This window comes from Nocardioides sp., from assembly GCF_051876515.1.
Taxonomy (GTDB): Bacteria; Actinomycetota; Actinomycetes; order Propionibacteriales; family Nocardioidaceae; genus Nocardioides.
Window position 1 is genome coordinate 1 of record NZ_JBJEHY010000233.1, and the last position, 5,209, is coordinate 5,209.

Genomic DNA, 5,209 nt, shown 5'->3' on the forward strand with positions numbered 1-5,209 from the left:
CATCGGCCGTACGGGTGCGTGGTTCGCGCACCAGCACCCGGACCTGGTCGACACGGTCGTCGTGCCGGACGTCGTCACGCTCGCCAAGGGGCTCGGCGGCGGCATCCCGATCGGGGCCACCATCGCGACCGGGCCGGCAGCGGCGCTGCTCGAGCCCGGCAACCACGGCACCACGTTCGGCGGCAACCCGGTGGCCGCCGCGGCCGCCCTCGCGGTCCTCGACACGATCGAGAACGACGGGCTGCTCGCCCACACCGAGGCCGTCGGCTCGGTGCTGCGTGCCGGACTGGCCGCCGACCCCCGTGTCACCGAGGTCCGTGGCGCCGGACTCCTCATCGGTCTCGACCTCGCGCCGGGGATCTCGTCGGCTCGGGTGCTGGCGGCCGCGCTCGAGGCCGGGTGGATCATCAACGCGCCCACGCCGGAGCGGATCCGCCTCGCTCCGCCGCTCGTGCTGAGCCACGAGGACGCCGAGGCGTTCGTGGCTGCCTGGCCCGGCATCCTCGATGCGGCCTCGGACCAGGCCGACGGGGGAGCGGCATGACCCGCCACTTCCTGGCCGACGACGACGTGACCCCTGCCGAGCAGGCCGAGCTGCTCGACCTCGCCGCCGCGCTCAAGGGTGACCCGTACGGCGCGAAGCCGCTGGCGGGGCCGGTGACCGTGGCGATGATCTTCGACAAGCCGACCCTGCGCACACAGGCCTCCTTCGCCGCCGGGATCGCGGAGCTCGGGGGACACCCCATGCTGATCGACGGTGCGTTGGCCGGTATCGGCGTGCGCGAGTCCGTGCCGGACGTGGCACGCGTGCTGGGCCGCCAGGCCGGGCAGATCGTGTGGCGCACGTTCGCCCAGGCGAGCCTGGAGCAGATGGCGGAGTACTCCGGGGTGCCCGTGGTCAACGCCCTCACCGACGACTTCCACCCCTGCCAGCTGCTGGCCGACCTGCTCACCGTGCGTGAGCACAAGGGCACCCTGGCCGGGCTGCGGGCCGTCTTCCTCGGCGACGCCGCCTGCAACATGGGCAACTCGTGGCTGCTGGCCGGCGCGACGGCCGGCATGCACGTGGTGCTCAGCGGGCCCGACGGGTACCAGCCCGCCGACGAGATGGTGGCCCGGGCCGCCGAGATCGCCGGCCGGACGGGCGGTTCGGTGACGATCGAGATCGACCCGGTGGCCGCGGTCGCCGGTGCCGACGTCGTGGTCACCGACACCTGGGTCTCCATGGGCAAGGAGGACGAGGCGGCCGCCCGCCTGGCCGACCTCGGCCCGTACCAGCTCGACGCGGAGCTGCTGGGCCACGCGGCCGAGGACGCGATCGTGATGCACTGCCTGCCCGCGTACCGCGGCAAGGAGATCACCGCTGAGGTCCTCGACGGTCCGGCCAGCGTGATCTGGGACGAGGCCGAGAACCGGCGTCACGTCCAGAAGGCCGTCCTGGCCTGGCTCCAGGAGCGACGATGAGCGCCACCAGCCCGATCACCAAGAGTGCGCGGCACCAGCGGATCATCGACCTGGTGACCCACCACGAGGTGCGCTCGCAGACCGACCTGGCCCAGCTGCTCGCCGAGGAGGGCGTGCACGTCACCCAGGCGACCCTGAGCCGGGACCTCGTGGAGCTCGACGCGGTGAAGGTCCGCAGCCCGCACGGCGCACTCGTGTACGCGGTGCCCGGTGAGGGCGGGGACCGGTCACCGACGGCGCCGCGCGAGTCCGCGGCCGCGCTCGACCGGGTTGCGCGACTGTGCGGGGAGCTCCTCGTCAGTGCCGACGCGAGCGCCAACCTGACGGTGCTGCGTACGCCGCCCGGCGCGGCGCAGTTCCTCGCCAGCGCCTTCGACCGGGCAGAATTCCACGACGTCCTCGGGACGATCGCGGGCGACGACACCGTCCTGGTGATCGCCCGCGACCCGGTCGGGGGACCTCGTCTCGCGGCCAAGTTCCTCGAGCTGGCCAACCGCCACCGCACCAACGGCACCGCCTCCGCCGAACCGGCGGCCCCCATCCAGTCCCGTTCCACCTCCAGCAGCACAGCAAAGGACGACCAGTGAGCAAGGTCCTCACCTCCCTCCCCGTCGGCGAGCGCGTCGGCATCGCCTTCTCCGGAGGCCTCGACACCTCGGTGGCCGTGGCCTGGATGCGCGCGAAGGGTGCCGTTCCGTGCACCTACACCGCTGACATCGGTCAGTACGACGAGCCCGACATCTCCGGCGTGCCCGACCGCGCCAAGCTGTACGGGGCCGAGATCGCCCGTGCCGTCGACATCAAGCCCCAGCTCGTCGAGGAGGGCCTCGCGGCGCTGGCCTGCGGCGCCTTCCACATCCGTTCGGGTGGCCGCGCGTACTTCAACACGACCCCGCTCGGCCGCGCCGTGACCGGCACCCTGCTGGTCCGCGCGATGATGGAGGACGGCGTCAACATCTGGGGCGACGGCTCCACGTACAAGGGCAACGACATCGAGCGGTTCTACCGCTACGGCCTGATGGCCAACCCGGCCCTGCAGGTCTACAAGCCGTGGCTCGACGCCGACTTCGTCACCGAGCTCGGTGGCCGTGCCGAGATGAGCCAGTTCCTGCTCGAGAACAACCTGCCCTACCGCGACTCCGTGGAGAAGGCGTACTCGACGGACGCCAACATCTGGGGCGCCACCCACGAGGCCAAGACGCTGGAGCACCTTGACGTCTCGCTGGAGACGGTGGAGCCCATCATGGGCGTGAAGTTCTGGGACCCCTCGGTGGTCATCGAGACCGAGGACGTGACGGTCCGCTTCGAGGCCGGCCGCCCCGTCGCGATCAACGGCACGCGTTTCGACGACGCGGTCGCTCTGGTCCACGAGGCCAACACCATCGGCGGCCGTCACGGTCTGGGCATGAGCGACCAGATCGAGAACCGCATCATCGAGGCGAAGTCGCGCGGCATCTACGAGGCGCCGGGCATGGCGCTGTTGTGGATCGCCTACGAACGGCTCATCAACGCGGTGCACAACGAGGACACCGTCGCGCAGTACCACAACGAGGGCCGCAAGCTCGGCCGGCTGCTGTACGAGGGCCGGTGGCTCGACCCGCAGTCGCTGATGATCCGTGAGTCGATCCAGCGCTGGATCGCCTCCCTGGTGACCGGCGAGGTGACGCTGCGTCTGCGCCGCGGCGAGGACTACACGATCCTGCGCACCGAGGGTGACAACTTCTCCTACCACCCGGAGAAGCTGTCGATGGAGCGTACGGAGAACGCGGCGTTCGGCCCGCTGGACCGGATCGGCCAGCTCACCATGCGCAACCTCGACATCGCCGACTCCCGGTTCAAGCTCGAGCAGTACGCCAACCAGCCGCTCGACCAGGGCCAGGTGCTCGTCGAGAACGGCACCCTCTTCGGCGAGCTGCCCGCGGGTGGCGCGGACGTGATCGCGGCCAACACCGACGTGGAGGACGAGTCCGACATCGAGAACTCCGGTGACTCGGTCGCCATGGAGTTCGGCGCCGACTGAGCGTCGTCCGGACCACACGAACACCACCGAACGAGGAGCATCCTGTGAGCACGACGGGCGACGGCGACCTGAGCACGACGGGCGGGGCCGGGCTGAGCGAGGCCACCAACACCGGCAAGCTGTGGGGAGGCCGCTTCGAGGGCGGTCCCTCTCCTGAGCTCGACCGTCTGTCCCGCTCCACGCACTTCGACTGGCGGCTGGCTCCGTACGACCTGGCGGGCTCGCACGCCCACGCCAAGGCGCTGGGTGCGGCCGGGCTGCTCACGGGCGAGGAGGAGCTGGAGCTCCACCGCGGCCTGGACGCACTGGCCGAACGTCTCGTCGCAGGGGAGCTCGTCCCGGGGGAGTCCGACGAGGACGTGCACGGTGCCCTGGAGCGCCTCCTCATCGAGGAGGTCGGCGCCGAGGTGGGCGGCAAGCTCCGTGCCGGCCGTTCGCGCAACGACCAGATCGCCACCCTGTTCCGGCGCTACCTCCTGGATCACCAGCGGGTCGTCTCGCAGCTGGTTCTCGACCTCGTCTCGGCGCTGGCCGACCAGGCCGAAGCCAACCTCGGGGCGATCATGCCGGGCCGCACGCACCTGCAGCACGCCCAGCCAGTGCTGCTCTCGCACCACCTGCTGGCCCACTCCTGGGCGCTCCTGCGCGACGTGGACCGGCTGGGGGACTGGCACGCGCGCGTGGTCTGCGACTCCCCGTACGGCAGCGGTGCCCTGGCCGGTCAGAGCCTGGGGCTGGACCCCGAGCTGGTGGCCGCGGAGCTGGGCTTCACCGGCTCCAGCGCGAACTCCATCGACGGCACGGCCTCGCGCGACTTCGTCGCGGAGTTCGCCTTCGTGTGCGCACAGATCGGTGTCGACATCAGTCGGATCGCGGAGGAGGTCATCCTCTGGGCGACCAAGGAGTTCGACTTCGTGACGCTGCACGACTCCTGGTCGACGGGGTCGAGCATCATGCCGCAGAAGAAGAACCCCGACATCGCCGAGCTCGCACGCGGCAAGGCGGGGCGTCTGGTCGGCAACCTGGCCGGGTTGCTCACCACGCTGAAGGCGTTGCCGCTGGCGTACAACCGGGACCTCCAGGAGGACAAGGAGCCGGTCTTCGACTCCATCGACACCCTCGAGGTTCTGCTCCCGGCCTTCACCGGCCAGATGGCCACGCTCGTCTACAACACCGAGCGGATGGCCGAGCTCGCGCCGCAGGGCTTCTCGCTGGCCACCGACATCGCCGAGTGGCTGGTCCGTGAGGGCACGCCGTTCCGGGTCGCCCACGAGCTGGCCGGCGCGTGCGTCCGGGCCGCCGAGGCCCGGGGGGTGGAGCTCGCCGACCTCTCCGACGAGGAGTTCGCGGAGATCTCGCCGGCGCTGACCCCTGCGGTACGTCTGGTCCTGACGGTGGAGGGATCCGTCTCCTCCCGTGACGGTCGAGGTGGCACCGCCCCGGTCCGCGTCGCCGAGCAGCTGGAGGAGGCCCGAGCCCGGGTTGCCGCCTTCCGCGAGGCGCTGGACGCCTGATCTCCCAGTTCTCAGGCCACGAGGGCCACCCGTCCGACGGGTGGCCCTCGCACCGTTTCCGGGGCCGAGCGCGGGCGACAAGCCTCTGACCTGCGGAAACGCGTTCGGGGGTACCCCGAGTTGCGGGTTCCTTGAACGCTCGTCTAATGTTCTTCTTGTCGCCGCGAGCGGCGCCGGAGCCCGGCCAGAAGGTCGGATGCACTGGAAACCA

Annotated in this window: 5 protein-coding genes; all 5 read left to right on the forward strand. The window is 70.9% G+C overall.

The features are described from left to right. The coding region (locus ACI379_RS16310) for an aminotransferase class III-fold pyridoxal phosphate-dependent enzyme (RefSeq protein ID WP_439793175.1) at positions 1-544 on the forward strand (544 nt) is incomplete at its 5' end. After that, on the forward strand, positions 541-1,464 hold the full coding sequence (argF, locus tag ACI379_RS16315) for an ornithine carbamoyltransferase (protein WP_439793176.1): 924 nt from the start codon (positions 541-543) through the stop codon (positions 1,462-1,464). The genes ACI379_RS16310 and argF, both read left to right, overlap by 4 nt. Continuing rightward, on the forward strand, positions 1,461-2,051 hold the full coding sequence (locus tag ACI379_RS16320) for an arginine repressor (protein WP_439793177.1): 591 nt from the start codon (positions 1,461-1,463) through the stop codon (positions 2,049-2,051). The genes argF and ACI379_RS16320 overlap by 4 nt, the downstream gene beginning before the upstream one ends. Then, positions 2,048-3,484 carry an argininosuccinate synthase gene (gene argG / locus ACI379_RS16325; RefSeq protein ID WP_439793178.1) on the forward strand — a complete coding sequence of 479 codons (1,437 nt, stop codon included), beginning with the start codon at positions 2,048-2,050 and terminating at the stop codon, positions 3,482-3,484. Before ACI379_RS16320 ends, argG begins: the two co-directional genes overlap by 4 nt. A 92-nt stretch (positions 3,485-3,576) precedes the next feature. Next, positions 3,577-4,998, forward strand: coding sequence for an argininosuccinate lyase (gene argH, locus ACI379_RS16330; protein WP_439793179.1), 1,422 nt, complete (start codon positions 3,577-3,579; stop codon positions 4,996-4,998). The last annotated feature ends 211 nt before the right edge of the window (positions 4,999-5,209 follow it).

What these genes read in the sequence shown, in the direction of transcription:
- ACI379_RS16320 (WP_439793177.1), top strand. Translation starts at nt 1,461, where the DNA reads ATGAGCGCCACCAGCCCGATCACCAAGAGTGCGCGGCACCAGCGGATC.
- argF (WP_439793176.1), top strand. Translation starts at nt 541, where the DNA reads ATGACCCGCCACTTCCTGGCCGACGACGACGTGACCCCTGCCGAGCAG.